19 protein-coding genes are annotated in these 22387 nt (G+C 70.9%); 10 read left to right on the forward strand and 9 right to left on the reverse strand.

Annotated elements, in window-relative coordinates:
• The 3 genes from hisB to hisD are packed head-to-tail and all read right to left on the reverse strand — an operon-like array spanning position 1 to position 3022.
• Positions 1–594, reverse strand: coding sequence for an imidazoleglycerol-phosphate dehydratase HisB (gene hisB, locus ACGFZQ_RS17970; protein WP_351732559.1), 594 nt, complete (start codon positions 592–594; stop codon positions 1–3).
• Complete coding sequence (locus ACGFZQ_RS17975) at positions 591–1700, reverse strand: histidinol-phosphate transaminase (RefSeq protein ID WP_351732556.1); 1110 nt, start codon at positions 1698–1700, stop codon at positions 591–593. The genes hisB and ACGFZQ_RS17975 overlap by 4 nt, the downstream gene beginning before the upstream one ends.
• A complete protein-coding gene (hisD, locus tag ACGFZQ_RS17980) occupies positions 1697–3022 on the reverse strand; it encodes a histidinol dehydrogenase (RefSeq protein WP_393841176.1) in 1326 nt (441 codons plus the stop codon). The genes ACGFZQ_RS17975 and hisD overlap by 4 nt, the downstream gene beginning before the upstream one ends.
• Before the next feature lie 200 nt (positions 3023–3222).
• Between hisD and ACGFZQ_RS17985 the strand changes: the two genes are divergently transcribed.
• The 4 genes from ACGFZQ_RS17985 (at position 3223) to ybaK (ending at position 7262) form a co-directional block, all read left to right on the forward strand.
• A complete protein-coding gene (locus tag ACGFZQ_RS17985; protein WP_393841177.1) occupies positions 3223–4794 on the forward strand; it encodes an oxidoreductase in 1572 nt (523 codons plus the stop codon).
• A gap of 145 nt (positions 4795–4939) precedes the next feature.
• Positions 4940–5992: a hypothetical protein gene (locus ACGFZQ_RS17990; protein WP_393841178.1), complete on the forward strand. Its 1053-nt coding sequence runs from the start codon at positions 4940–4942 to the stop codon at positions 5990–5992.
• Between the two features lie 11 nt (positions 5993–6003).
• Positions 6004–6744 (forward strand): LON peptidase substrate-binding domain-containing protein, encoded by a 741-nt coding sequence (locus ACGFZQ_RS17995; protein ID WP_351732544.1) that lies wholly within the window; start codon positions 6004–6006, stop codon positions 6742–6744.
• A 14-nt stretch (positions 6745–6758) separates the two neighbouring features.
• Positions 6759–7262: a Cys-tRNA(Pro) deacylase gene (gene ybaK / locus ACGFZQ_RS18000; RefSeq protein WP_365798715.1), complete on the forward strand. Its 504-nt coding sequence runs from the start codon at positions 6759–6761 to the stop codon at positions 7260–7262.
• Positions 7263–7525: 263 nt separating this feature from the next.
• Here the strand turns inward: ybaK and ACGFZQ_RS18005 are convergent, their stop codons facing one another.
• From ACGFZQ_RS18005 to ACGFZQ_RS18020, 4 genes are all read right to left on the reverse strand, one after another.
• Complete coding sequence (locus ACGFZQ_RS18005) at positions 7526–8191, reverse strand: AAA family ATPase (protein ID WP_393841179.1); 666 nt, start codon at positions 8189–8191, stop codon at positions 7526–7528.
• Between the two features lie 34 nt (positions 8192–8225).
• Positions 8226–9050: an ABC transporter permease gene (locus ACGFZQ_RS18010; RefSeq protein ID WP_382545707.1), complete on the reverse strand. Its 825-nt coding sequence runs from the start codon at positions 9048–9050 to the stop codon at positions 8226–8228.
• An 88-nt stretch (positions 9051–9138) separates the two neighbouring features.
• The gene (locus tag ACGFZQ_RS18015) at positions 9139–10113 is read right to left on the reverse strand and encodes an ABC transporter ATP-binding protein (RefSeq protein WP_393841180.1); all 975 of its coding nucleotides are present in this window, start codon (positions 10111–10113) and stop codon (positions 9139–9141) included.
• A 117-nt stretch (positions 10114–10230) separates the two neighbouring features.
• Positions 10231–11454 (reverse strand): NYN domain-containing protein, encoded by a 1224-nt coding sequence (locus ACGFZQ_RS18020; protein ID WP_382545702.1) that lies wholly within the window; start codon positions 11452–11454, stop codon positions 10231–10233.
• A gap of 220 nt (positions 11455–11674) precedes the next feature.
• Here ACGFZQ_RS18020 and ACGFZQ_RS18025 point away from each other — a divergent pair, with 220 nt between their 5' ends.
• Positions 11675–11851 carry a hypothetical protein gene (locus ACGFZQ_RS18025; RefSeq protein WP_382545699.1) on the forward strand — a complete coding sequence of 59 codons (177 nt, stop codon included), beginning with the start codon at positions 11675–11677 and terminating at the stop codon, positions 11849–11851.
• Positions 11852–11968: 117 nt separating this feature from the next.
• Here ACGFZQ_RS18025 and dnaE read toward each other — a convergent pair whose 3' ends face one another.
• Positions 11969–15508 (reverse strand): DNA polymerase III subunit alpha, encoded by a 3540-nt coding sequence (gene dnaE, locus ACGFZQ_RS18030; RefSeq protein WP_393841181.1) that lies wholly within the window; start codon positions 15506–15508, stop codon positions 11969–11971.
• Between the two features lie 233 nt (positions 15509–15741).
• Between dnaE and ACGFZQ_RS18035 the strand changes: the two genes are divergently transcribed.
• The 4 genes from ACGFZQ_RS18035 (at position 15742) to ACGFZQ_RS18050 (ending at position 20577) form a co-directional block, all read left to right on the forward strand.
• A complete protein-coding gene (locus ACGFZQ_RS18035; protein ID WP_393841182.1) occupies positions 15742–17100 on the forward strand; it encodes a DUF2252 domain-containing protein in 1359 nt (452 codons plus the stop codon).
• Positions 17101–17167: 67 nt separating this feature from the next.
• Complete coding sequence (locus ACGFZQ_RS18040; protein WP_393841183.1) at positions 17168–17860, forward strand: hypothetical protein; 693 nt, start codon at positions 17168–17170, stop codon at positions 17858–17860.
• A gap of 100 nt (positions 17861–17960) precedes the next feature.
• Positions 17961–18803 carry a thioredoxin domain-containing protein gene (locus ACGFZQ_RS18045; protein ID WP_393841184.1) on the forward strand — a complete coding sequence of 281 codons (843 nt, stop codon included), beginning with the start codon at positions 17961–17963 and terminating at the stop codon, positions 18801–18803.
• Positions 18804–18906: 103 nt separating this feature from the next.
• Positions 18907–20577: an alkaline phosphatase D family protein gene (locus ACGFZQ_RS18050; RefSeq protein WP_393841185.1), complete on the forward strand. Its 1671-nt coding sequence runs from the start codon at positions 18907–18909 to the stop codon at positions 20575–20577.
• 7 nt (positions 20578–20584) lie between these two features.
• Here the strand turns inward: ACGFZQ_RS18050 and ACGFZQ_RS18055 are convergent, their stop codons facing one another.
• Positions 20585–21154: a dienelactone hydrolase family protein gene (locus tag ACGFZQ_RS18055; RefSeq protein WP_351732517.1), complete on the reverse strand. Its 570-nt coding sequence runs from the start codon at positions 21152–21154 to the stop codon at positions 20585–20587.
• A gap of 102 nt (positions 21155–21256) precedes the next feature.
• On the opposite strand from ACGFZQ_RS18055, the gene ACGFZQ_RS18060 reads away from it, so the two are divergent.
• Positions 21257–22372 (forward strand): mechanosensitive ion channel family protein, encoded by a 1116-nt coding sequence (locus ACGFZQ_RS18060; protein ID WP_393841211.1) that lies wholly within the window; start codon positions 21257–21259, stop codon positions 22370–22372.
• Positions 22373–22387: the final 15 nt, after the last annotated feature.

A 22387-nucleotide genomic window follows, 5' to 3' on the forward strand; every position in this document is an offset into this window, starting at 1 on the left:
TTACAGCGCGCCCTTCGTCGACGGGAGGATGCCGGCCGCACGCGGGTCGCGCTCGGAGGCATAGCGCAGCGCCCTGGCGAGCGCCTTGAACTGGCATTCCACGATGTGGTGTGCGTTGCGCCCATAGGGCACGTGCACATGCAGGGCGACCTGGGCCTGTGCCACGAAGGACTCCAGGATGTGCCGGGTCATGGTGGTGTCGTACTCGCCGATCATCGGGGCCATCTGCTCCGGCTCCGTGTGCACGAGGTACGGGCGGCCGGACAGGTCCACCGTGACCTGGGCGAGGGACTCATCCAGCGGGACCGTGCAGTTGCCGAAGCGGTAGATGCCGACCTTGTCGCCGAGCGCCTGCTTGAAGGCGGCGCCGAGGGCGAGGGCGGTGTCCTCGATGGTGTGGTGCGAGTCGATGTGCAGGTCGCCGTCGGTCTTCACGGTGAGGTCGAACAGGCCGTGCCGGCCGAGCTGGTCGAGCATGTGGTCGTAGAAGCCGACGCCGGTGGCGATGTCCGTCTTCCCGGTGCCGTCGAGGTCGATCTCGACCAGGACCGAGGTCTCCTTGGTGGTGCGCTCCACGCGCCCTACGCGGGTCATGCGTCCAGCTCCTTCTTGACTTCACGTACCGCGTCGAGGAACGCGTCGTTCTCTTCGGGGGTTCCGGCGGACACCCGCAGGAAGCCGGGCACGCCGTTGTCGCGGACCAGGACCCCGCGGTCGAGGATCCCCTGCCAGGCCCGGTGGGGGTCCTCGAACCGTCCGAACTGCACGAAGTTGGCGTCGGACTCGGTGACTTCCAGGCCGAGCGCCCGCATCTCGGCGACCAGCCGGTCCCGCTCGGTCTTCAGCTGCTCGACGTACTTCAGCAGGGTGTCGGTGTGCTCCAGGGCGGCCAGCGCGGTCGCCTGGGTGATCGCCGACAGGTGGTACGGCAGCCGGACGAGCTGCACGGCGTCCACCACCGCGGGGTGCGCGGCGAGGTAGCCGAGGCGCAGGCCGGCCGCACCGAAGGCCTTCGACATGGTCCGGGAGACGACGAGATTCGGCCGACCTTCGAGCAGCGGCAGCAGCGAGGCGCCGTGGCTGAACTCGACGTACGCCTCGTCGACGATCACCATGGACGGCCGGGCCGCCTGGGCCGCGTCGTACAGCGCGAGGACCGTCTCGGCCGGCACCGCGTTGCCCGTGGGGTTGTTGGGGGTGGTGACGAACACGACGTGGGGCCGGTGCTCGGCGATCGCGCGGGTGGCGGCCTCGACGTCGATGGTGAAGTCGTCCTCGCGGGGACCGGGGATCCAGCCCGTGCCGGTGCCGCGCGCGATCAGCGAGTGCATCGAGTACGAGGGCTCGAAGCCGATCGCGGTCCGGCCCGGTCCGCCGAAGGTCTGCAGCAGCTGCTGGATGACCTCGTTGGAGCCGTTGGCCGCCCACACGTTCTCCACGGCGAGCGGGTGGCCCCCGGTCCTGGTCAGGTACCTGGCCAGCTCGGTGCGGAGCTGGACCGCGTCCCGGTCGGGGTAGCGGTTCAGGTCCCGGGCGGCCTCGCGCACCCGCTCGGCGATCCGCTCGACCAGCGGCTCGGGCAGCTGGTAGGGGTTCTCGTTGGTGTTCAGCCGTACGGCGACGTCCAACTGGGGCGCGCCATAGGGGGACTTGCCGCGCAGCTCGTCCCGTACGGGGAGATCGTCGATTCCGAAGTTCACTTGCTCGCCGGTACCTTCCACCCGAACCTCGCCTTGATCGCAGCGCCGTGTGCCGGCAGGTCCTCCGCGTCCGCCAGCGTGACCACGTGGTGCGCGACCTCGGCCAGCGCGTCCTCGGTGTAGTCGACGATGTGGATGCCGCGCAGGAAGGACTGCACGGACAGCCCGGAGGAGTGGCAGGCGCAGCCGCCGGTGGGCAGCACGTGGTTGGACCCGGCCGCGTAGTCGCCGAGGGAGACCGGCGCCCAGGGGCCGACGAAGATCGCGCCCGCGTTGCGGACCCGGTCGGCCACCGCCGCGGCGTCGGCGGTCTGGATCTCCAGGTGTTCGGCGCCGTACGCGTCGACGACCCGCAGGCCCTCCTCGACGCCGTCGACCAGGACGATCGCGGACTGCCTGCCCTTGAGCGCCGGGACGATCCGGTCGTCGACGTGCTTGGTGGCCGCGACCTGCGGTTCCAGCTCCTTCGCCACCGCGTCCGCGAGTTCCACGGAGTCGGTGACCAGGACGGCGGCGGCCAGCGGGTCGTGCTCGGCCTGGCTGATCAGGTCCGCGGCGACGTGCACCGGGTCGGCGGTGGCGTCCGCGAGCACCGCGATCTCGGTGGGGCCGGCCTCGGCGTCGATGCCGATCCGGCCGGTGAAGTAGCGCTTGGCGGCGGCGACCCAGATGTTGCCGGGGCCGGTGACCATGGTGACGGGCGGGCAGGACTCGGTGCCGTACGCGAACATCGCGACCGCGGAGGCACCGCCGGCCGCGTACACCTCGTCGACGCCGAGCAGGGCGCAGGCGGCGAGGATCGTCGGGTGCGGCAGGCCTCCGAAGTCTGCCTGCGGCGGCGAGGCGAGCGCGATGGACTCGACGCCGGCCTCCTGCGCGGGCACCACGTTCATGACCACGGAGGACGGGTAGACCGACCGTCCGCCGGGCGCGTACAGCCCGACGCGCTCCACGGGCACCCACTTCTCGGTCACGGACCCGCCCGGCACGACCTGGGTGGTGTGGCTCGACCGGCGCTGCTCTCGGTGGACGAGACGGGCGCGCCGGATGGACTCCTCCAGGGCCGCGCGCACGGCCGGGTCCAGCTCCTCCAGCGCCTTGGCCAGGGCCTCGGCGGGGACCCGCACCTGCTTCAGGGTGACCCCGTCGAACTTCTCGGCGAAGTCGATCAGCGCCGCGTCGCCCCGATGATGCACGGCCTCGCAGATCGGACGCACCTTCTCCAGGGCGGCCGAGACGTCGAAGTCGGCTCGGGGCAGCAGGTCGCGCAGGGCGAGTCCCTCGGGGAGGGCGTCGCCGCGCAGATCGATACGAGAGATCACAGGCTCAATTCTCTCAGACGGCACTCCGGGCCCGTTCGCGCGTATCAATGGCTGATACAGAACGTGAGCCAACGGCCGGTACATAGCCTGGCCGGAACCCGGAAGATCACCTTCACTTCTTGTGTTCGAGGGGTGACGGAGCGGGCATCACCGCTGCACGAACACCTGACTGGCGAGTAGCTGAGGAAGAAGGAAGAGCCGTGACCGAGGGGGTCCGGGACGGGGAACTGCCGGACGATCTGACCGCGGCCGAGGCCGGGATGTGGCAGGCCTTCCGCAACGGCAGTGTGTACGACCTGAGCAGCGGCGACGTGCAGGTGGACGATCCGCACGGCGGCCATCCCTGGGGCCCCGAGCGGACCGTGCGGGCACGGATCGTCTGCTGGCTGCTGCTCGACGGGCCGCCGGCGCTCGCGGGCCGGGTGCCCGCGCTGAAGCTGGCCGGCCTGCGGATCACCGGCGCGCTGGACCTGGCGGGCGGCACGGTCACCCCGTACGTGGAGCTGCGCGGCTGCCGGTTCGACGACGAGGTCCTGCTGCCGGAGGCGCACTTCACCACCGTGCGACTGGTGGACTGTGCGGTGCCGCGCCTCGAGGCGGCCCGGGTGCGCACGGAGGGTGACCTGCATCTGCCGCGCTGCCGTTTCCTCGCCGGGGTCCGGCTGACCGACGCGCACATCGGCACCGATCTGCTGCTGAACCAGGCGGTGGTCTACCGGGACCGCAGCGGGCGGTCGATCGCGGCGGACGGCATGACCGTCGGGCAGGATCTGCAGGCGGAGCTCCTGGAGTCGTACGGGGAGCTGAGCCTGCGCAGCGCCAAGGTGGGCGTCTCACTGAGCCTGCGCGGGGCCCGGCTGCGCAATCCGCACGGGCGGTTCGCGCTGAACGCGCCCCAGCTGACCGTCGGCCGCACCCTGTACCTGACCCCGGCCGGGGTGGGCGGCCCCTGGCAGAGCGGCACGACCCCGGCACGCGGGACCCGGATCCAGCGGTTCGAGTGCCAGGGCGGGATCCGGCTGGACGACGGGCGGTTCGGGGACGCCGTCGACCTGGAGCGGGCGCGGTTCACCTTCACGGACGACCAGGAGCTGTCGCTGCGCCGGGTGCAGGCGCCGGAGCTGCGGTTCCTCGGGGAGGAGCCGCAGCGCGGCCGGGTGGTGCTGTCGGGCGCCCGGACCGTGAACCTGGTGGACGGGGCGGCCAGCTGGCCGGGCCCCGGGCGGCTGCACATGGGCGGCTTCGTGTACGAGAACCTGGTCCCGCAGGGCCGGTTCCCGCTGACCCGGCGCCTGGACTGGGTGGCGGCGGCGACCGCCGAGTACAACCCGGAGCCGTACGAGCGGCTGGCGACCGTGCTGCGGGCCGCCGGCGAGGACGAGGACGCGCGCGAGGTGCAGCTCGCCAAGCAGCGCCGACGGCGCGAGACGCTGCCGGTGGCCGCCAAGTTCTGGGGGTACGCGCAGGACCTGACGGTGGCCTACGGCTACCGGCCGGGCCGGGCGGCGGTGTGGATGGCGGTGCTCTGGGCGGCGGGCACGCTCGCCTTCGCACACGCCCCGCATCCGCCGATGGGCTCCGGCGGCCATCCGGTCTGGGATCCGGCGCTGTTCGTCCTCGATCTGCTGCTGCCGGTGATCGACCTGGGCCAGGCCGGCCAGTGGCGCCTCAGCGGCGGCTGGCAGTGGGCGGCCGCCGCGATGATCCTGCTGGGCTGGATCCTGGCGACGACGGTGGCGGCGGGGGCCACGCGGCTGCTGAGGCGCGGGTAGCCGCGGCCGGCCGCGGCTGACAGGTGCTCAACAGGTGAGCACCCCTCACCTTTTACCTTCCCTTGACCTGGAACCGTACAACTTTCGCGGAGTTGGCCTGGTGGTCTGGCGCGCGCTCGATCCCCGGACTTTCAATGGCGACACCATGGCTTCGCTGCGTGCGCTGTTCCGTTCCGCACGGACCGCAAGGACCGCCCCGCGCCCCGCCCTCGGCCCGCTCCCGGCCGACGACGAGGTCTTCCTCGACGCGCCCGACGAGCGGCTCGCCCCCGTGCTGGTCGCGGCCGGCCGGGGCGAGTACCAGCCCGCCGCGAGGCTGCTGGCCGGCACCAGGGCCGAGGCCGAGTGGGAGGCACGGGACCGGTACGTGCACCGGCTCGCCCTCTTCGCCCGTTCCCGGGCCGAGTGGCTGGACGACTGGTCCACGGCCGCCCCCCACGACCCGGACCTGCTCCTGCTGCGGGCCCAGTTGGCGGTGGACCAGGCCTGGCCCTCCCCGGCCCGGACCGAGTTGCTACGCGCGGTGAGTCCGCTGATCACGGCCGCCGCACGCGGCGACGACCGCGACCCGGTGCCGTGGCGGGTGGCGCTGGACCACGCACGCGGCTCCAACGCCGGTCACAAGTACTTCGAGGAGCTGTGGGAGGCGGCGGTCCGCCGCGCCCCGCACCACCACGGCTGCCATGTGGCGGCCGTGCGCTATCTGGGCACGTACTGGCACGGCTCGCACAGCGAGTGCTTCGACTTCGCCGACCTGGCCGCCCAGGACGCCCCGGCCGACTCCCTCGTACAGGCCCTCCCGGCCCGGGCGGCCTTCGCCTATCTCACCGACGGCTGCGGGCCGGTGGTGCCGCGCGCCCGCCTGGACGCGGCGGCCGACCGGGCGATCGCGCTCTCCGCCCGGCTCCCGTCGGCCGACCCCTGGCCGGCCGAGGTCCGCAACAAGCTGATGTACCTCCTGGTCCGGCTGGAACGCTGGGAGGCCGCCCGCACCCAGCTGCACCTGATCGGCCCGTACGTCACGTCGTTCCCCTGGGACCGCCTGTCCGACGACCCGCTGGGCCATTTCGTACGGCTGCGCGCGCACCTGCTGGCCGGTACGGAACCCCTCCCCGAGACCGGTCCGGTCCCCTCGCAGCGGAGCGCGGGGCGCCCACGGGCCGAGCACGGCGGACATGTTCCCGCCGATGACCACTAGGCTGGGGCGCCGTGACCACCGTCCGTCTTCCCCTCTTCCCGCTGAACTCGGTGCTGTTCCCGGGGCTCGTGCTGCCGCTGAACATCTTCGAGGAGCGCTATCGCGCCATGATGCGCGATCTGCTGAAGACCCCCGAGGAGGAACCGCGCCGATTCGCCGTCGTGGCGATCCGCGACGGCCACGAGGTGGCACCGAGCGCGCCGGGCATGCCGGATCCGACGGCCCAACCCGACCGGGGTCCGGCGGCCGGCTTCGGGCCCGACCCCCTCAAGTCCTTCCACCGGGTGGGCTGTGTGGCGGACGCGGCGACGATCCGGGAGCGGGCGAACGGCACGTTCGAGGTGCTGGCGACCGGGACCAGCCGGGTGCGGCTGGTCTCCGTCGACGCGTCGGGGCCGTTCCTGACGGCCGAGCTGGAGGAGCTGCCGGAGGAACCGGGCGACGAGGCGGGCGCGCTGGCGGAGGGGGTGCTGCGGGCCTTCCGTCAGTACCAGAAGCGGCTGGCGGGGGCGCGGGAGCGCTCACTGTCGACGGGCGTCGAGCTTCCCGACGAACCGTCCGTGGTCTCCTACCTGGTCGCGGCGGCGATGATGCACGACATCCCCACCAAGCAGCGGCTGCTCCAGGCTCCCGACACCGCCTCCCGGCTCCGCGACGAGCTGAAACTGCTTCGCTCCGAGACGGCGATCATCCGTAACCTGCCGTCACTGCCCGCGGCGGAGCTGACGCGGGCGCCGACGAGTCTGAACTGAGCCGGGGTCCTGCCATGCCGAAGAAGCCGAACAAGAAGCAGCAGTCCGGAGGCACGCCGGCGACGGTGGCCCTGACCGCGGCGGGCGTGGACTTCACCGTCCACTCCTACGACCACGACCCCTCCCACCCGTCCTACGGCGAGGAGGCGGCGGAGGCGATGGGTGTGTCCCCCGACCGGGTCTTCAAGACCCTGGTCGCGGACGTGGACGGCGCGCTCACGGTCGCGGTGGTGCCGGTGGCGGGCAGCCTGGACCTGAAGGCCCTGGCGACGGCGGTCGGCGGCAAACGCGCGGCGATGGCGGACCCGGCCCTGGCCGAGCGCACCACGGGCTACGTCCGCGGCGGCATCTCCCCGCTGGGCCAGCGCAAGAAGCTCCCCACGGTCCTGGACGCGTCGGCGTCGTCGCACCCCACGATCTGCGTCTCGGCGGGCCGCCGGGGCCTGGAGGTCGAACTGTCCCCGACGTCCCTGGCCGACCTGACGAACGCGACCCTGGCGCCCATCGGGCGTGCGTGACCTCTCGACGAAGCTCCCGTTCTCGGTTAATTACGGGAGACATGTCGAAGAAGACACGGAAACGGAAGTGGCGCTCGAAGAAGGGCCACGCGAACCACGGTCGCCGTCCGGCATAGCGGGTCCCCGCGCCCCCAGATTGCTCACCCCGCCTCGCTCTTCAGCCCGTCCGGCGTTTGAGGACAAGGCCGTTCGGGCCGGGCGGGGGTTGAAGGGGGCGCAGCCCCCTGGGATGGGACGGGTAGGGGCGGCGGGGGGCGAAAAACCTAGGCCGGCGGAGCCGCGTACGGTCCGTCCCCGTACGGCGGCTCCGGATCCCGTGGGCCGAACAGCGCCGTCAGCCCCAGATGCACCAGCAACGCCGACAGCGACCACGCCAGCAGCGCCCCCTTCGCCCCCAGCTTCAGCGGCGCCGAGAACGTCACCCCCTTGCCGACGGCCTTCGCATGCGCGATCACGTCCTGCTCCGGCCCCAGCCACACCCCCAGCCGCCATGCCAGCAGCGACCCGAGCACTCCCCCGATCCCCAGCGCCACCACCAGCGGCACGCCCGCGGCCCGCCGCCACAGGAACACCACGACCGCGCTCACCGCGCCGAAGGCCAGCGCCAGCAGCGTGAACGTGCCGTCCACCCCCACCGCCTGCTCTCCCTCGGTGTCCTTGAGGTAGACCACCCAGCCCTTGCTGGACTCGTCCCCCACCAGCGGCACATGCGGCGCCAGCCACCACCACAGCAGCCCGAGCAGCGCCCCGCTCACCGCCACCGCGAGAACGATCACCGCGGCCTGACGCAGTTCGGTCTTCATCCCGGGACCGTCCTGTCCGTACTGTCCGTACTGTGCTTCGACCGTCCCGGCAGGCGGCGGCGCCTGCCAGGCCTGGTGCGAGGACTGGTCGTGCGGCGGCGGAGGCGGCGTCAACGGTGCGGTCACCCTGACATCGTGCCAGGCCGCTCTGTGCGGCGCGTCACCGGACGGCGGCCCGGCGGTACGCCCAGGTGGCGACGGCCAGCGAGACGACCCCCACGCCGGCACAGACGCCCAGGTCAGCGAGGACGACGGCCCAGTCCGGCTGCGCCCCGAAGGTCCGGGCGTAGGCCTCCACGCCGTACGTCGAAGGCAGCAGGTCGCGCGCGAGCTGAATGATCCCCGGCATCCGGTCCGGTGGCAGCACCCCGAGCAGCAGCGCCGCCGACATGCCCAACTGCCCCAGCAGTGTGGCGAGTTCGGGCCGTGACGCGAGCAGCCCGCAGGCCGCGCCGAGCCCGGACAGGGCCGCACCCGCCAGCGGGATCACGGCGAGGAGAATCCACAGGTTGCTCAGCGGCAGCCCGAACAGCACACACCCGAAGACGGCCGTCACCAGCGTCCCCGGCACGGTGAAGGAGGCGTATGCCGCGGCCGCCCCGAGCACCACGGAGGCCGGCGGCACCGGCAGCGTGGCGTAGTGGTCGAGGCCGCCGCTCGCCCGCAGCTGCCCGAAGTACTGCGCCAGCAGGTTCAGGGCCACATAGGCGACGACCACCACCGACGACCCCGCCACCACGGACTGGGCCTCACCGCGGCTGTCCACCACCCCCCGCATCATGATCATGATGCCGACGGACTGGAAGGTCGCGACGAACAGCAGCGGGATCCGCGCCACCCGGGCGCGGGACAGCTGCGCCCGGTAGACGGCCACCAGCGACGGCCACAGACGCGCACGCGGGCCCAGCTCGACCGCCGGGCGCGGCGCCGTCTCGTCCAGGGCCAGGGCACCGCCCGGCAGAACCTCCGCGGGTACGACACTCACGTCGCGCAGCTCCTCTTCCCAACGGCATCCACGGCACGTACGGCCGCCGCGCCTTCCCGTACGGGCCCGGTCGCCCCGGCGTTCACGCTCATGCCTTCACCAGCCCCTGCCGTGCGGCGCCGCCCAGCACCAGATAGACGTCCTCCAGGCTGGGCGTGGCGAGGGTGAAGTCGTCCAGGGCGGCGAAGGCGGCCCCGCCGGTCACCGTGGCGACGACGGCGCGCGCCTCCTCGGGCGCGAGCCGCAGCGTCCAGCGCCGGCCGGACTCGACGGCACGCTCCCGCAGGACGGCCACCTCGGGCACGTCCAGCGGGGCCCGCTCCCGCCACACCAGCTCGACCCGGACCTCGCCGGCGACCCGTTCCTTGAGCCCGGCCGGGGTGTCACAGGCGATGACCCGACCCTGGTCGAGCACCGCGACCCGGTCGAGGACCGTCTCGGCCTCGATCACGTTGTGGGTGACCAGGACGACGGTCGCGCCGTGCTCGGCCCGCCGCCGGTCGACGGCGGCCCACACGGCCCGCCGGGCCACCGGATCCATCCCGGTCGTCGGCTCGTCGAGCACCAGCAACGGCCGCTCCCCGACCAGGGCCGCGGCGAAACAGGCCAGCCGCCGCTGCCCTCCGGAGAGCTTCTTGATCGCCCGCCCGGCGAGAGGACCGAGCCCCAGCTCCTCGAGCACGGCGTCCCGCTCGGCGCGGGCCCGCCGTACGTCCAGGCCGCGCAGCCGCCCGGTGGTCTCGGCGGCGAGGGACACGGTCAGCTCGTCCAGGGCGCTGGACTCCTGCCCGAGATAGGCGAGGATCCGCGCGGCCCGTTCCGGATGCCGCACGATGTCGTGCCCGAGGATCTCGACGGTGCCGGTGTCGGGCCGCAGCAGCCCGGTGAGCTGTCGTACGAGGGTCGACTTGCCGGCGCCGTTCGGCCCGAGCAGCCCGAAGATCTCGCCGCACCGGACATCGAGGTCCACCTGGTCGGTGGCCCGGACCTCCGGCACCGCGGGGGTCCCACGCCGCCCTTTGACCGCGGCGTAGGTCTTGGTCAGCCCACGCACGGCACACACCACGTCACTCTGCTGCCGAAGTGCCCGACCCACGCCCGTACTCACAAGGGACGAGACTACGGGGTCGCCCCCGTTTACTCGTCTTTGGGGCCGTCGGCCTCGCGCCCCGGGGCTCACTCATTCGGCCGGTGCATGCTCGGCCGCCCCCGCCGGCACATCGATCTCCCGCCAGAACCCCGCCCGAATGGCGTACCGGTCGTGCTCGTCGATCTGGTCGTCCTTGTGGGCCAGCAACCCGAACCGGGCCGCGTACCGCAGCAGCTCCCCGTCGATCCGATGCGGAATCCGCGGATACATCCCGGACAGCTTCTGCACGTGGTTCTGGTCGCCCAGCCGCGAGATCCACCGCCGTGCGAACACCTGTCCGACCTCGAAGGGATCCCCGCCGACGGTCGTGATGTCCTCCTCCCGGTCGGCCCACCGCTGCTCCGCGGTCGTCAGCTGCGCCAGGGTCGGCATGGAGGCGGCCTCCGCGGGCTCCGCGACGGCCCCCGGCCGGTCCACCCACCCCTTGTCGGAGGACCATCGCAGGGTCGCGGTGGTCGCCGGATTCTGGACCGGCTGCCCGCCCGGCGCCCGCAGCGCGGCGAGGTCCTTCGGCGTGGGCACCCCCTTGGGCGCGGGCACCCGCTCGACCGCCCCGTTCTCCGCCGCGCTCGCCACCGGCGCCCGGTCGGCCTCCTCGGCCCCCGGGTCGGCCGCGGCCGCCAGCCCCGAGTCGGGCAGCGGCGCGGAGAGGATCGCGGCGATCTCCGGCCGCGGCGCCGGCGGCGGCGCACAGACCCCGGTCAGCTCCTTCGCCCGTACCGCCTGGGTGATCCACGCGCGGTCCAGGACCCGCCGCTCGTCGGCCTCGGCGACCAGGTCCTCTGACTGGTTGTAGTCCCCGTCGGCGGCCTGCACGGCCCACAGGTGCACGGCGACCCCGTGCTCCTTCGCGGCCATCATGCCCGGCAGCAGATCGCCGTCTCCGGTCACCAGCACCACATCGGAGCAGGCGCGGTTGCGGGCCAGCTCGGTCAGCTCGGCGTGCATGGCCGCGTCCACGCCCTTCTGCGCCCAGCGGCCGTCGCTTCGGGTCAGCGCGCCGAGCCGGACGGTCACCCGGGGCATCACGCGCAGCCGGCGGTGCTCCGGCTGCGGGACGCGGTCGGGGGCGCCGTCGAACCAGTAGATGCGCAGCAGTGGACGCTCGGTGTCGGATTCCGCGCGGTCGCGCAGCGCCTGGATGAGCGCGGCGTGGTCGACGGTGATCCGGGATCGGGAGGGCTCACCGGCGAGGAGACTGGCGGCGGCACCCAGCAGATACCCGGCGTCCACCAGGACGATGCAGCGGTCCACGCGACTCACCCTCTTTCCGGGAGGTTTGCTTTCGGGGCTTCCTTCGAGTCTGCCCGACGGCGCGGGGGTTAACGGCCCGAACTCGATCTTCGGCGTGGCGTTTCGGCACCTTGCTCTCCGACAAACCCTGTCACAGACGGTAATTATCCGAAATGCGTCCGTTGTCAGCCTATGTGAATCTGAATTCGGCCCCTAGATCCCCCACAGGAGGCAGATCACCATGGCCAAGAACAAGAACCGCAAGGGTGGCTCCCAGAACCGCACCCCGCAGTCCGAGCAGACCCACGAGCACCCGCAGCGTACGTCGACGGAGTCCCACGACTCGCCGGTGTCGCACATCCAGGGCAGCCCGGCGGATGTTGCTCGCAAGAAGCAGAAGAGCTTCGGCCACAACTGAGCGGACTGACCAGGTCCCACCGGGCTGTTGAAGCCCAGGCACACAGAAGGGGCGCACCCGTTCGCGGGTGCGCCCCTTCCACGCGCGCAGGACCGTCAGCGCGGGTACGACCGACGCCTAGCCGGCCAGGCAGGACGGGCCGAGCAGCACCTTCAGGTCGCCGAACAGGGCCGGGTCCGGCTTGACCCGGTGCCGGTCGAGGCGCAGCACGGTCGTCTTGGTCGGGCCCTGGAGCTTGATCCGGACCTCGCTGTCGCCCTTGTGGTGGCTGAGGATCTCGCCGAGGCGGCTGACCATGGGCGGGGTGATCCGGGTGGCGGGGATGGTGAGGATCACCGGTGCGTTGGCGCCCGCGGCGGACAGGTCGGGAATCGCCAGCTCCATCGCCACCAGGCGGGGCACGTCCTCGCGCTTGTCGAGGCGGCCCTTGACGAACACGACGGCGTCCTCGACGAGTTGGGTCGAGATCAGCTGGTAGGTCGCCGGGAAGAACATGCACTCGATGGAGCCCGCCAGGTCCTCGACGGTGGCGATCGCCCAGGCGTTGCCCTGCTTGGTCATCTTGCGCTGGAGGCCGGAGATGATCCCGCCGATGGTGACGACCGCGCCGTCGGCGTGCTCGCCGCCGGTCAGCTGCGCGATACCCGCGTCGGCCTTGTCGGAGAGCACGTGCTCCAGACCGAAGAGCGGGTGGTCGGAGACGTACAGTCCGAGCATCTCCCGCTCCTGGGCGAGCAGATAGGTCTTGTCCCACTCCTCGGTGGTGAACTCCACGTCGAGGCCGAACCCGGGCTCGTTGCTCTCCTCGTCGCCCATCCCGCCGAAGAGGTCGAACTGGCCCTCGGCCTCCTTGCGCTTGACCTGCACCACGTTGTCGATCATCGGCTCGTACTGGGCGGTGAGGCCCTTGCGGGTGTGCCCGAGCGCGTCGAAGGCGCCCGCCTTGATGAGGGATTCCGTGGTCCGCTTGTTGCAGGCGGTGGCGTCGACCTTGTCCAGGTAGTCGGGGAAGGAGGCGAACTTCCCCTTCGCCTTGCGGGCCTTGATGATCGACTCGACGACGCCCGTCCCGACGTTGCGCACGGCCTCCAGGCCGAAGAGGATCACGTCGTCGCCCTGGGCGGCGAAGTTGTGCACCGACTCGTTGACGTTCGGCGGGAGCACCTTGATGCCCATGCGGCGGCACTCGTTGAGGTAGACGGCCGACTTGTCCTTGTCGTCCTTGACCGAGGTGAGCAGCCCGGCCATGTACTCGGCGGGATGGTTCGCCTTCAGGTAGGCCGTCCAGTACGAGACCAGGCCGTACGCGGCGGAGTGCGCCTTGTTGAACGCGTAGCCGGCGAAGGGGACCAGCACGTCCCACAGGGCCTGGATGGCCTCGTCGCTGAAACCCTTGTCCCGGGCGCCCTTCTGGAAGAGAACGAAGTTCTTCGCCAGCTCGTCGGGCTTCTTCTTGCCCATCACGCGGCGCAGGATGTCGGCCTCGCCGAGCGAGTAGCCCGCGATGATCTGGGCGGCCTTCTGCACCTGCTCCTGGTAGACGATCAGGCCGTAGGTGACCGCGAGCACCTCTTCGAGGGGCTCCTCCAACTCCTTGTGGATCGGGGTGATCTCCTGGAGCTTGTTCTTGCGCAGCGCGTAGTTGGTGTGCGAGTCCATGCCCATCGGGCCGGGACGGTAGAGCGCGGAGACGGCGGAGATGTCTTCGAAGTTGTCGGGCTTCATCAGGCGCAGCAGCGAACGCATGGGGCCGCCGTCGAACTGGAAGACTCCGAGGGTGTCGCCGCGCTGGAGGAGTTCGAAGGTCTTCGGATCGTCGAGCGGCAGGGCCAACAGGTCGAGGTCGATGCCCTTGTTGGACTTCACCATCTTGACGGCGTCGTCCATGATCGTCAGGTTGCGCAGGCCGAGGAAGTCCATCTTCAGCAGGCCGAGCGACTCGCACTGCGGGTAGTCCCACTGCGTGATGGTGACGCCGTCGGTGTGCCGCACCCAGATCGGGGCGTGGTCGACGATGGGCTCGCTGGACATGATCACGCCGGCCGCGTGCACACCCATCTGCCGGACCAGGCCCTCGACGCCCTTGGCGGTGTCGATGACCTTCTTGACGTCCGGCTCGTTCTCGTACATCCCGCGGATCTCGCCCGCCTCGTTGTACCGCGGGTGCGAGGGGTTGGTGATGCCGTCCAGGTCGATGCCCTTGCCGAGGACGTCGGCGGGCATCGCCTTGGTGAGGCGGTCGCCCATCGCGTACGGGTAGCCCAGCACGCGCGCGGAGTCCTTGATGGCGTTCTTGGCCTTGATCTTGCCGTAGGTGCCGATCATGGCGACCTTGTCGGCGCCGTACTTCTCCGTCACGTACCTGATCACCTCGACGCGCCGGCGCTCGTCGAAGTCGATGTCGACGTCGGGCATGGAGACGCGCTCGGGGTTGAGGAACCGCTCGAAGATCAGGCCGTGCGGGATCGGGTCGAGGTCGGTGATGCCCAGGGCGTAGGCGACGATCGAGCCGGCCGCGGAGCCTCGGCCGGGGCCGACCGCGATGCCGTTGTTCTTGGCCCACATGATGAAGTCGGCGACCACGAGGAAGTAGCCCGGGAACCCCATCTGGATGATGACGTCCAGTTCGTACTCGACCTGCTTCTGGCGGTCGTCCGGGACGCCGCCGGGGAAGCGACGCTCCATACCCCGGCGGACCTCCTCCTTGAACCAGGTGACCTCGGTGTAGCCGTCGGGGATGTCGAACTTCGGCATGAGGTTCTTCGCCTCGAACATGCCGGTGGTGTCGACCATCTCGGCGACCAGGAGCGTGTTGGCGCAGCCCTGCTGCCAGGCCTCCGAGGAGTCGACGGCGTACATCTCGTCCGTGGACTTCAGGTAGTAGCCGGTGCCGTCGAACTTGAAGCGGTCCGGGTCGGAGAGGTTCTTGCCGGTCTGGATGCAGAGCAGGGCGTCGTGGGCGGTCGCCTCGTGCGCGTACGTGTAGTGCGAGTCGTTCGTCACCAGCGGCGGGATGCCGAGCTTCTTGCCGATCTCCAGGAGGCCGTCGCGGACCCGGTGCTCGATCTCGATGCCGTGGTCCATCAGCTCCAGGAAGTAGCGGTCCTTGCCGAAGATGTCCTGGTAGTCGGCGGCCGCCTTCAGGGCCTCGTCGTACTGGCCGAGACGGAGTCGGGTCTGGAGCTCGCCGGAGGGGCAGCCGGTGGAGGCGACGATCCCCTCGGACCACTGGGAGATCGTCTCCTTGTCCATCCGGGGCCACTTCTGCAGCCAGCCCTCGGCGTAGGCGTCGGAGGAGAGCCGGAAGAGGTTGTGCAGGCCGGTACTGTTCACCGCCCACATCGTCTTGTGGGTGTAACCACCGGAACCGGACACGTCGTCCCGCTTCTGGTGCGGCTGGCCCCACTGGATCTTGCGCTTGTTGCGCCGCGACTCGGGCGCGACATACGCCTCGATCCCGATGATCGGGGTGACCCCGGCCTTCTGCGCGGTGTGGAAGAAGTCGTACGCCCCGTGCAGGTTGCCGTGGTCGGACATGGCGATGTGCGTCATGCCCATCTCGTTGCAGGCGTTGAACATGTCCTTCAGCCGCGCGGCACCGTCCAGCAGCGAGTACTGGGTGTGGACGTGCAGGTGCGTGAAAGGCGGCTTTGACACGGTTTCGGCCTCCAGAGGAAACAGGCGTCGACGATCTTCCGACCGACTGCGGACCGACTGCGGACAGTCTGGTGGGACGGCGAAATCCTATGCCTCGGCACTGACAATCCGCCCGCCACCCCGCGTACCTTCAGGCGAAGAAAGCGGGCACTCCCCCGGACCGTCGCACGTTGGTCCGAAGGAGAGATCCGCACCACATGTCACGTACCACCCGTACCAGGAGGCACCCAGCGATGTCGGTCCCCCAGCTCAACGGCGAGCAGCGCGGCGAGGAGATCCTCGCCGTCTTCGACACCGCCTTCGGCGAGCTCCTGGCCGCCGACCCGGCCGCGTTCCGCGTGAAGTTCCGGAAGATGGCGGCCTCGGCCTTCGCCTTCTACCGGGGCACGGCGGGCCTCTTCTACCACGATCTCGATGCCGAGAACGCCGGGCGGGGCGGTGGGAGGCCGTACAGCGGCCCGTTCCTGGACGAGCGCACCTCGCGCGTGTGGATCCACGGCGACCTGCACGCGGAGAACTTCGGCACGTACATGGACTCCAACGGCCGCCTGGTCTTCAACGTCAACGACTTCGACGAGGCCTACGTCGGCCCCTTCACCTGGGACCTGAAGCGCTTCTCCGCCTCCATCGCGCTGATCGGGTACGCGAAGGCGCTCAGCGACGAGCAGATCACCGAGCTGGTCCAGGTGTACGCGGGCGCCTACCGGGAGCGGATCCACGCGCTGGCGACCGGCGCCAAGAGCGACGAGGTGCCGCCGTTCACCCTGGACAGCGCCGAGGGCCCGCTCCTCGGCGCGCTGCGCGCGGCCCGCTCGCTGACCCGCTTCGAGCTGCTGGACTCCATGACGGAGATCCGTGACTGGGAGCGCCGCTTCGCCTCCGGCGGCGGCTCCATCGAACTGGACGCCGCCACCCGCTACAAGGTCCTGGCCGCCTTCGACGGCTATCTGGAGACGCTTCCGGAGTCGTCCCTGTCCCGCCCGGACTCCTACCGCGTGAAGGACGTCGTCGGCCGGCGCGGCATCGGCATCGGCTCGGCCGGTCTGCCGTCGTACAACATCCTCCTGGAGGGCTCCACGGACGCCCTGGAGAACGACGTCGTGATCTACATCAAGCAGGCCCAGACCCCGGCCGTATCCCGGCACATCACGGACCCGGCGATCCGCGACTACTTCCTTCACGAGGGCCACCGCACGGTGATCTCCCAACGCGCCCTGCAGGCGCACGCCGACCCGTGGCTGGGCTGGACCGAGCTGGACGGCTCCGGGCAGCTGGTCGCCGAGGTGTCGCCGTACGCGGTGGACCTGGACTGGAGCGACATCGACGACCCGGAGGAGATCGCGGCGGTCGTCGCGGACCTCGGCCGGGCCACGGCCTCGATGCACTCGGCGGCCGACGACCAGTCCGGCGAGTCCCTGGTGCCGTTCTCCACCGAGCGGGCCATCGACGCGGCGATCGCGGCGGACCCCGACGACGGCGCGGGCTTCGATCAGCTCCTTGTGGACTTCGCGCACAGCTACGGCGCACGCGCGCGTGCCGACCACCAGATCTTCGTCGACCTGTTCCGCAACGGCCGCATTCCAGGCCTGTAACCTTCGCGGATTCACAGGGCTCTTTTAGGGGTCCCCTACATGAGTACGTGACAGACTCTCCACCGCTATGGACATATCCGGGACCCAGCTCAGAGCCGTGCGCGCGGCGCTGTTCACGGCCTTCGTCGTGACGCTCAGCACCGCGTCGCACGTGCTGCTGTCCCGGGCCCCGCTGCCGTTCACCACGGTGGCCGCGGTCGCCGCCGGGGTGTTCGTCACGGCGTACGCGCTGGCGGGCCGCGAGCGTGGCTTCGGCCGGATCGCGGCCCTGCTGGTCCCGCTGGAACTGGCCGCCGACACGGTCTTCACCACCGGCCAGCACGCCTGCTACGGCCGGGCGGGCGGCCCCATCGCCGGCCCGCTGCGCGCGGTCGGCTTCGACGTGCTGTGCCACGGCGGCGCCGTCGGCACCCCGCTGGCCCAGATGACCGGCGGCTCCCGGGCCGCCGCGGCGCTCTCCCACGCCGACCCGACCGCGGCCTGGCTGCTGCTCACCGCGCACGTCGGCGTCGGCCTGCTGGCCGCCGCCTGGCTGCGCCGCGGCGAGCGCGCCCTGACCCAGCTGCTGCGCGCCGTCGCCGCCACCACCTTCCGCCCGCTGCTCCTCGCGGTCGCCGCGGGCACGGTCCGGCTGGCTCCGGTACGACGGCTGCCGCGTCCGGTGCCGCGTACGGCCGCTGCCCGCGACCTGGTGCTCGTGCACTCCCTGGGACGGCGTGGACCGCCGTGCTCCCGAGCGCTCGCTCTGCCCTGCGCCTGAGCGCCCCTGCCTCACGAGCACGCCCCTCGTCCGAGCACGACGAGTCCCCCACACGTATCCCGCGTACGACATGTGCGCGTCCCATATGGAGATCACCAACATGAGCAAGCGGAACAGCCAGTCCGCCAAGAACGCGGCCCGAGAGCGACTGCGCGTCGAGCGCGAGAAGCAGGCCAGGCGGGCCAAGGTCAAGCGCCAGGTCATCGTGGCCTGCTCGGTCGTGGCCGTGCTGGCCGCGGCGGGCGGCATAGGTTACGCCGTCGTCCAGGCCAACAAGCCGGGCTACTGGGAGGACGAGAAGTCCGCCAAGGTGGTCGCCCCGGCCAACACCACGGGCACGGACGGCACCACGGTCGTCATCGGCAAGTCCACCGCCAAGAAGACCCTCAAGGTCTACGAGGACCCGCGCTGCCCGATCTGCGCCCAGTTCGAGCAGACCGTCGGCTCGACGGTGAAGAAGGACATCGACGACGGCAAGTTCAAGATCCAGTACATCGGTGGCACGTTCATCGACGGCGACTCGCTGGGCAAGGGCAAGATCGGCACCAACGGCGAGGGCTCCAAGAACACGATGAGCGCCATGGGCGCCGCGCTGAACGTCAGCTCCGAGGCGTTCCTGGAGTACAAGACCGCGCTGTACTCCACGAAGTGGCACCCCGAGGAGACGGACGACAAGTTCAAGAACGACAGCTACCTCATCGAGGTCGCCAACACCGTCCCGGCGCTGAAGAACAACAAGACCTTCGAGGACGCCGTGAAGTCCGGCAAGTACGACGCCTGGGCGCTGGCCATGTCGAAGACCTTCGACACCAACAAGGACGGCGTGACGGGCACCCCGAGCTTCGTCATGAACGGCAAGATGCTCACGGCCGACTCCAACGGCAACCCGCCGATGACGGTCGAGGCCTTCAACTCCGTGGTGGACGCGGCCCTCAAGGCGTAGCCCGCCGCTGTGCACAGGCACAGCACCAGCTCCGGGTGAAGAGCAGGCGAACTTTTTCTGGTTCGCCTGCTCTTGTTCATACTGGTCAGTAACCTGATCGGACGTGACCAGTCGATACAGATCAACTCAGGCTTCCGAGGGTGCCAACTCCCTCTCCCCGCGCCGCCGTACGGTCGTCAAGGCCGCGGCGGCGACGGCAGTTCTGGCCGCCCCGCTCGCCGCCGCGTTGCCGGCCCGGGCCGCTTCGGACGCTCCCGCCTTCCTGCACGGCATCGCCTCCGGCGACCCGCTGCCCGACGGCGTCCTGCTGTGGACCCGGGTGACGCCGAGCACCGACGCGACCCCGGGCTCCGGTGTCGGCGCCGACACCGAGGTCAGCTGGATCGTCGCCACCGACAAGGCGTTGACCAACGTCGTCTCCCGCGGCTCCGTCACCGCGACCGCCGCCTCCGACCACACCGTCAAGGCCGACATCCGCGGTCTGGCCCCGGCCACCGACTACTGGTTCCGCTTCTCGGCCGGCGGCACGGACTCCGCGGTGGCACGCACCCGCACCGCCCCGGCGGCCGACGCCGCCGTCTCCGGCCTGCGCTTCGGCGTGGTCTCCTGCGCCAACTGGGAGGCCGGCTACTTCGCCCCATACCGCCACCTCGCCGCCCGGGGCGACCTCGACGCCTGGCTGCACCTCGGCGACTACATCTACGAGTACGGCACCGGTGAGTACGGCACCCGGGACACCGTGGTCCGCCAGCACGCGCCGACCCACGAGATCATCGCCCTCGCCGACTACCGCACCCGGCACGGCAAGTACAAGACCGACAGCGACCTTCAGGCCCTGCACGCCAAGGCGCCGGTCATCGCGATCTGGGACGACCACGAGTTCGCCAACGACTCCTGGTCCGGCGGTGCCGAGAACCACACCGAGGGCACCGAAGGCACCTGGACGGCCCGTCAGGCCGCGGCCAAGCAGGCCTACTTCGAGTGGATGCCGGTCCGCCCGGCCGTCGCCGGCACCACCTACCGCCGGCTGCGCTTCGGCAAGCTCGCCGACCTCTCCCTCCTCGACCTGCGCTCCTTCCGCTCGCAGCAGGTCGCCACGGGCAGCGGCTCGGTCGACGACCCGGACCGCACCATCACCGGCCGCGCCCAGCTCGACTGGCTGAAGGCCGGGCTGAAGGCCTCCGACACCACCTGGCGGCTGGTCGGCAACTCCGTGATGATCTCGCCGTTCGCCATCGGCTCGCTCTCCGCCGACCTGCTCAAGCCGCTCGCCAAGCTGCTCGGCCTGCCGCAGGACGGCCTCGCCCTCAACACCGACCAGTGGGACGGCTACACCGACGACCGCCGCGAGCTGCTGGCCCACCTGCGCTCCAACGCGATCGGCAACACGGTGTTCCTGACCGGCGACATCCACATGGCCTGGGCCAACGACGTGCCGGTGGACGCCGGGACCTACCCGCTCTCCGCCTCCGCGGCCACGGAGTTCGTGGTCACCTCGGTGACCTCCGACAACCTGGACGACCTCCTCAAGGTCTCCCCCGGCGTCGTCTCCACCGTCGCCGCGCCGATCATCCAGCTGGCCAACCGCCATGTGCACTGGGTCGACACCGACCGGCACGGCTACGGCATCCTGGACATCACCGCCGCCCGGGCGCAGATGGACTACTACGTCCTCTCCGACAAGACGAAGGCCGACGCGACCTCGTCCTGGGAGCGTTCGTACCGCACCCGGAGCGGCACCCAGAAGGTCGAGCGCACCTACGACCCGGTGTAGCCGTCACCTACAGCGTGTCGAGGAAGCCGAGCGCCACCCGCCAGGTGGCCTCGGCGGCCTCCTCGTCGTAGTCGGGCAGCCCGGGGTCGGTGTAGAGGTGCCCGGCGCCCGCGTACCGGTAGATCTCCACATCGGCACCGGCCCGGCCCATCTGCAGATACCAGGCGCTCAGCCAGTCGTCCGTCTCGAAGGCGTCCGGCTCGGCCACGTGCAGTTGCACCGGCAGCTCGTCCACCGCGGCGTTCGGCGCGATGTCCGAGGTGCCGTGCAGGAGCAGCAGCCCGCGTGCCCGCTCGTCACCCAGCGCCAGCGTCTGCGCGATCGAGGCGCCCAGCGAGAACCCCGCGTACACCAGCCCGCGCTCCGAGTACGGCGCCGCCGCCAGCACGGCCCGCTTCAGCAGCTCGTCCTTGCCGATCGACTCGTTGAACTCCATGCCCTCCTCGACCGTGTCGAACGTGCGCCCCTCGAAGAGGTCCGGCGTCCATACCTCGTGCCCCGCGGCACGCAGCCGGTCCGCGGCCTCGCGCACCGCGGGCCTGAGGCCATAGGTCGAGTGAAAGAGCATGATGTTCATGCGCCCATGGTGCCAGCCTGCACCGACAGCACTTGTGACGCCCTCGACACCGGTCGGCATGTTCAGGACCCCGCCGATCTGGTTACGTTCCGACCCATGGACATGGAGAACGTACTCCGCCCGCTGATCGTGGTCGGCGGCGCCGTCGTCCTCACCTTGCTGATCGGCTGGGCGACCGACCTGCTGCTGCGCAAGGCCGACGCGCGGCACAGCGAGACACCCCTGTGGGGCCTGCTGCGCCGGGCCCGCATCCCCTACCAGCTGGTGCTGTGCGCGGCCCTGCTCAGAGGCTCCTACGACCAGGCCGAGCTGATCCTGAAACACCGGGTCGCCGTCGGCCAGCTCCTCACCCTGGTGCTGATCGGGTCGGCCGCCTGGCTGGTGGTGCGGATCGCGGCGGCCGTCGTCGACACCTCGTACACCCGCTACGCCCGCGGCCACACTGACGCGGCCCGGGTCCGCCGGGTGCGCACCCAGGTGTCGCTGATCATGCGCGTGGTGACGGCGATCGTCGGCGTGGTGGCCGTGGCGGCGATGCTGCTGACCTTCCCGGCGATGCGCGCGGCCGGCGCCTCACTGCTGGCCTCCGCCGGAATCCTCGGCATCGTCGCCGGTGTGGCCGCCCAGTCCACGCTGGCGAACATGTTCGCGGGTCTGCAGATCGCCTTCGGCGACATGGTGCGCCTCGGCGACACGGTCGTGGTCGACGGCGAGTGGGGCACGGTCGAGGAGATCACCCTGACCTTTCTGACGGTACGGACCTGGGACGAGCGCCGGATCACCATGCCGGTGTCGTACTTCACCTCCAAACCCTTCGAGAACTGGTCCCGGGGCACCCCGCAGATGACCGGGGTCGTCTACTGGCATCTCGACCACTCGGCGCCGATCGAGCCGATGCGCGAGAGGCTCCGGGACATCCTGCGCGACTGCCCCGCCTGGGACGGGCGGGACTACAGCCTGGTCGTCACCGACGTCACGCCGACCACCATCCAGGTGCGGGCGCTGGTGACCGCCAAGGACTCGGACGACGTCTGGACGGCCCGGGTGACCGTCCGCGAGCAGATGATCACCTGGCTGACCGCCGAGCATCCCTACGCCCTGCCCCGGGTCAACACGGCCGACGCGGTCCCGCCGCCGGGCGGGATCGTCCCCTCCCAGGACGGGGCGGCGACGGCCCGGCGTCTGCACGAGCCGCCCCGCACCGGCCGCGGCGGCTGACCGCTCCCCCTCCCG

Source organism: Streptomyces sp. NPDC048254, assembly GCF_043201895.1.
GTDB lineage: Bacteria > Actinomycetota > Actinomycetes > Streptomycetales > Streptomycetaceae > Streptomyces.

Excerpts from the sequence above, each read along its gene's own strand:
- hisB (WP_351732559.1), bottom strand. The coding sequence starts at position 594 with ATGACCCGCGTAGGGCGCGTGGAGCGCACCACCAAGGAGACCTCGGTC.
- ACGFZQ_RS17990 (WP_393841178.1), top strand. The coding sequence starts at position 4,940 with ATGGCTTCGCTGCGTGCGCTGTTCCGTTCCGCACGGACCGCAAGGACC.
- ybaK (WP_365798715.1), top strand. The coding sequence starts at position 6,759 with ATGCCGAAGAAGCCGAACAAGAAGCAGCAGTCCGGAGGCACGCCGGCG.
- ACGFZQ_RS18025 (WP_382545699.1), top strand. The coding sequence starts at position 11,675 with ATGGCCAAGAACAAGAACCGCAAGGGTGGCTCCCAGAACCGCACCCCG.
- ACGFZQ_RS18035 (WP_393841182.1), top strand. The coding sequence starts at position 15,742 with ATGTCGGTCCCCCAGCTCAACGGCGAGCAGCGCGGCGAGGAGATCCTC.
- ACGFZQ_RS18040 (WP_393841183.1), top strand. The coding sequence starts at position 17,168 with ATGGACATATCCGGGACCCAGCTCAGAGCCGTGCGCGCGGCGCTGTTC.
- ACGFZQ_RS18045 (WP_393841184.1), top strand. The coding sequence starts at position 17,961 with ATGAGCAAGCGGAACAGCCAGTCCGCCAAGAACGCGGCCCGAGAGCGA.
- ACGFZQ_RS18055 (WP_351732517.1), bottom strand. The coding sequence starts at position 21,154 with ATGAACATCATGCTCTTTCACTCGACCTATGGCCTCAGGCCCGCGGTG.
- ACGFZQ_RS18060 (WP_393841211.1), top strand. The coding sequence starts at position 21,257 with ATGGAGAACGTACTCCGCCCGCTGATCGTGGTCGGCGGCGCCGTCGTC.